Origin of the sequence: Subtercola sp. Z020, from assembly GCF_002931235.1 — a bacterium.
Taxonomy (GTDB): domain Bacteria; phylum Actinomycetota; class Actinomycetes; order Actinomycetales; family Microbacteriaceae; genus Subtercola.
In genome coordinates this window covers 1-4067 of sequence record NZ_PSTT01000140.1, presented here as the reverse complement: position 1 = coordinate 4067, position 4067 = coordinate 1, and the positions used below count along the sequence as shown (strand labels likewise).

Genomic DNA, 4067 nt, shown 5'->3' with positions numbered 1-4067 from the left:
GCACGCGGGGCGGCGGGCGTGGGCCGTCGACGGGCTCGACCTCGAGATCGGTGCGGGTGAGCGCGTACTGCTGCTGGGGGCATCCGGCGCGGGCAAATCCACGCTGATCAGCGCGCTCGCGGGCGTGCTCGGTTCCGCTGACGAGGGGGACGAGCACGGCTCGCTGCTCGTCGGCGGCGCTCGGCCGCAGGATGCCCGGGGCCGGGTCGGTCTGCTGCTGCAGGATCCCGACTCCCAGGTCATGCTCGCGCGGGTCGGCGACGATGTCGCGTTCGGTGCCGAGAACCTCGGCGTGCCCCGCGACGAGATCTGGCGGCGGGTCGGTGACGCTCTGGATGCGGTCGGCCTGCACCTCCCGCTCTCGCACCCGACGTCAGCCCTCTCGGGTGGGCAGAAGCAGCGCCTCGCCCTCGCCGGCGTTCTGGCGATGCAGCCGCAGCTGCTGCTGCTCGACGAACCCACCGCGAACCTCGACCCCTCGGGCGTGGCGGAGGTGCGCGACGCTGTGGCGCGCGTGCTGGCGCACTCGGAGGCCACCTTCGTCGTGATCGAGCACCGCGTCTCGATCTGGCTCCCGCTCGTCGACCGCGTCGTCGTGCTCGCTCCCGGCGGAGGGGTGCTCGCCGACGGGCCGCCCGGCGCCGTGCTCGCCGCCCGCGGTGCCGAGCTCGCCGCCTCCGGCGTCTGGGTGCCCGGCTACCCGCCGGCGCGCCCCCTGCGCGCCCCCGCCTTCACCCTCGCGCACCCTGCTTCCGCGAGACCGACAGCTTCGGGCGAGACGGCCACCTCTGCCGGTCCCTCTCGCTCGCAGGTGTCGGTCTCGCGCGGGGAGAGGCAGGGCGACGACGTGTTGCTGCGGGCGCGGGGGCTCGGTGTCGAGCGGGTGAAGGGGGTGCCCGTTGCGACCGGGCTGACGCTCGACATCGAAGCCGGGCTCGCGACCGTCATCACGGGGCCGAACGGGGCGGGCAAGTCGACGCTCGCCCTCACGCTGGCCGGGCTGCTCGCGCCCGCCGGTGCCCCGGCCCCGCGGCGCGCTCGCCGGCGCGGCGCCGGACGCGCCGGCGGAGGCGGGGTCCGGCCGGGAGCGGGGGTTGGGCCGGGAACGGAATTGGGGCCGGGCTCCGTTCCTGGGCCCGCACCCGCGCCGGGCGCTGCCCTCACTCTGGGGGCGAGCGACACGTTCGCGGCGGGCGCGGGCCCCGCGCCCATCCGCTGGACCTCGCGCGAGCTGCTCACCCGCATCGGCACCGTGTTCCAGGACCCCGAGCACCAGTTCCTCGGCACCACGCTCCGCCGCGAACTCGCGATCGGGCCGAGCGCGCTGCGACTCCCGCAGCGCGAGATCGACGAGCGGGTCGACGAACTGCTCAGCCGCCTGCGCCTCAGCGCGCTCGCCGAGGCCAATCCGTTCACCCTCTCCGGCGGCGAGAAGCGCCGGCTCTCGGTTGCGACCGTGCTCGCCACGCGCCCGTCCCTCCTCGTGCTCGACGAACCCACCTTCGGGCAGGACTCCCGCACCTGGGCCGAACTCGTCGCCCTGCTCGCTGAACTGCTCGACTCCGGCACCGCCCTCCTCGCCGTCACGCACGACGCCGACTTCGTCGACACGCTCGCAGACCGCGAGTTCCGGATGCCCGGCCCCACCCTGCGCGAGGGGGAGGCATGAGCATCCTGAACCCGACGCGGGGAACGCAGGCGGTCTACGCCATCAACCCGGTCGCGAAGCTCGCGGCGGCGCTCGTGCTGAGCGTCGCGCTGGTGCTCACGATCGACGCGGTCTCGGCCGGCGTCGCCCTCGCGCTGGAGTCGGTGCTGTTCTTCTGGGCCGGGCTCGGGCTGCGCACCTTTTTGCTCCGCACGTTGCCGGTACTCATCGCCGCCCCCGCGGCCGCGCTGACGACCGTGCTCTACGGGCGACCGTCTGGTGAGGTCTACTTTCAGTTCGCCTTGATCAACGTCACCGACGGCTCGATCGAGTTGGCGATCGCCACGTTCCTGCGGGTTCTGGCGATCGGGCTGCCGGCGGTCGTGCTGTTCGTGACGATCGACCCGACCGACCTCGCCGACGGGCTCGCGCAGGTGCTGCACCTGCCGAGCCGGTTCGTGCTCGGCGGGCTGGCTGGGTTGCGACTGGTGGGACTGTTCCTCGACGACTGGCGGTCGCTGGAACTCGCCCGGCGGGCGCGGGGCGTCGGGGATTCGGGGCGCATCCGGCGTTTCGCCAGCCAGGGGTTCGCGCTGCTGGTGCTCTCCATCCGGCGCGGCAGCAAGCTCGCGACGGCGATGGAGGCACGCGGATTCGGATCGGTCGGCGTGCGCACGTACGCCCGGCCATCCGTTCTCGGCTGGCGCGAAGGTGTGCTGGTGGCGCTCGCGGTCGTCGTCGCGCTGGCCGCTGTGGTGGTTTCGGTGTCGACGGGGCACTGGAATTTCATCGGCAGCCAGAGCTGACCTCTCGGCCCGGTACGGTTGAACCATGACTGATGCAACTGACACCCCGAACACCTACGTCGTCGAGTACACCGACGGGCCGCTCGTCGGCCAGACCGACAAGCGCATCTTCGTCGGCGGAGAGTACGACAAGACGTTCGGCGTCATCGCGCTCGTCGACGGCATCGAGGCGAACTTCGAATACCACGCGATCAGCACGCGCGAGCTGAACGGCGAGACCCACGTGAGCTACTCGTTCGACGCGGCGCACAGCGACTCGCCCGTCGCCGACGAAGAAGACCAGGAGCCCGGCGAGGCGCTGGTCTAGCCTTCGCCGCTCGCTCCCTGTCCGCCAGGACGGAGCTCAGCCGATCCGCCGCGAATATGACGTCGGTTTCGCTCAGCTCCGTCCTGGCGGACTTTTCGTCGCGCGGCCAGCGTCAGCCGCGGGGCCGGGTCAGCCGCGGGAGGCGATGAGCGCGCCGATGACCTCGACCGGGTGGCTGAGGCGCCACAGGGGCCCGGGGTCGATGAGGGAACCGTCGAGCGTGAGAGGCACGTCGACGGCTCCGGCGGGGAGCGCGAAGCTGGCGGTTCCGGCGGCGCTCCCGCTGCGGGCGGTGCTGAACGTGAGGGGCGCGACGGTGTGGTCGACGGGGGTGGTGGCCCACAGCATCCGCGATTCTGAAGCGGCGGCGACACCCCGCGCGGTCTGGCCCCAGCCGGTGGAGTATTCGACGAAGGGGTCGCCCTGGGCGGCGAGCACCGTCGGCTTCAGGCTGGTGGATGCGCTGCCGACCAGCGCCGTGAGGTCGGCCTCGAGCGTGGGGTAGTCGGGCTCCCGCAGCAGGGCGCCGTAGATGGTGGCGCTTGCGCCGCCCGCTGCGCCGCTGCCCGCTGCTCCGCCGGCCGCCGCCCCAGCGCCCGCCGCTCCGTCGGCCGTCGCCAGCGGAACGGTCGCCTTGTAGAGCAGGCAGAGGCCGGCCTCGTCGGTGTAGCTGAGCGACAGGCCGGTCACGCCCAGGTCGGGAAGGTAGGTCGCGAGGTTCGTCACCTGGCGGTTGCCGTTCAGCGTCGCCGACGGCAGCGCCATGATCTCGGCGATCACCGGTGTCTCGAAGGCGAGCTGGGTGATCCGCGTGAGATCGGCGGCTGTTCCCACCGAGTTCTCGCTGAGGCCGGTGGTGTCTGCGACCGTCGTGCCGGTCATCCCGTTCGCTGCCAACCACGACGCCGCGGCCGACAGGTAGCCGTCGGTGGTGCCGAACGCCCACCGGGCGAGAGCGTCGCTGTGGTTGTTGCTGGAGCCGAGCAGCATCGCGAGCAGCATGTCGCGCTCGCTCCAGCTCTCATTGGTGATGAACGAGACCGCTCGCGAACTCTCGGAGATGTACTTCACGTAGTCGGCGTAGTCCTCGGCGGTGATCACCACCGGGTCGCCGGGCGTCGAAGCGGCGAGCGGATGCGCGCTCAGCACGACGAGGGCCGTGATGATCTTCGTGGTGCCGCCGAGCGGTACGGGGTCGCCGGCGCCTGCGGTCGTCACCGCGCTCGCGGGAGGGGCGGCGGGTTCAGTGGTGGTGGAGCCGGCGACCCCGTACCGCTCGGCGGCACCACGAAGATCATCACGGCCC

General features: G+C 72.4%; 4 protein-coding genes. 3 read left to right on the top strand and 1 reads right to left on the bottom strand.

All coding sequences use genetic code 11. The features are described 5' to 3' along the window. From C5B96_RS16775 to C5B96_RS16765, 3 genes are all read left to right on the top strand, one after another. Positions 1-1669, top strand: a 1669-nt coding sequence (locus tag C5B96_RS16775; RefSeq protein ID WP_104246504.1) for an ABC transporter ATP-binding protein, incomplete at its 5' end; no start/stop codon positions are given. Further along, complete coding sequence (locus C5B96_RS16770; RefSeq protein ID WP_104246503.1) at positions 1666-2454, top strand: energy-coupling factor transporter transmembrane protein EcfT; 789 nt, start codon at positions 1666-1668, stop codon at positions 2452-2454. The genes C5B96_RS16775 and C5B96_RS16770, both read left to right, overlap by 4 nt. 25 nt (positions 2455-2479) lie before the next feature. Then, the gene (locus C5B96_RS16765; protein WP_104246502.1) at positions 2480-2761 is read left to right on the top strand and encodes a hypothetical protein; all 282 of its coding nucleotides are present in this window, start codon (positions 2480-2482) and stop codon (positions 2759-2761) included. A gap of 129 nt (positions 2762-2890) precedes the next feature. Here the strand turns inward: C5B96_RS16765 and C5B96_RS16760 are convergent. Beyond that, positions 2891-4067 (bottom strand): hypothetical protein (locus C5B96_RS16760; protein WP_104246501.1); only part of this gene is annotated, 1177 nt, incomplete at its 5' end.

Excerpts from the sequence above, each read along its gene's own strand:
- C5B96_RS16770 (WP_104246503.1), top strand. The coding sequence starts at position 1,666 with ATGAGCATCCTGAACCCGACGCGGGGAACGCAGGCGGTCTACGCCATC.
- C5B96_RS16765 (WP_104246502.1), top strand. The coding sequence starts at position 2,480 with ATGACTGATGCAACTGACACCCCGAACACCTACGTCGTCGAGTACACC.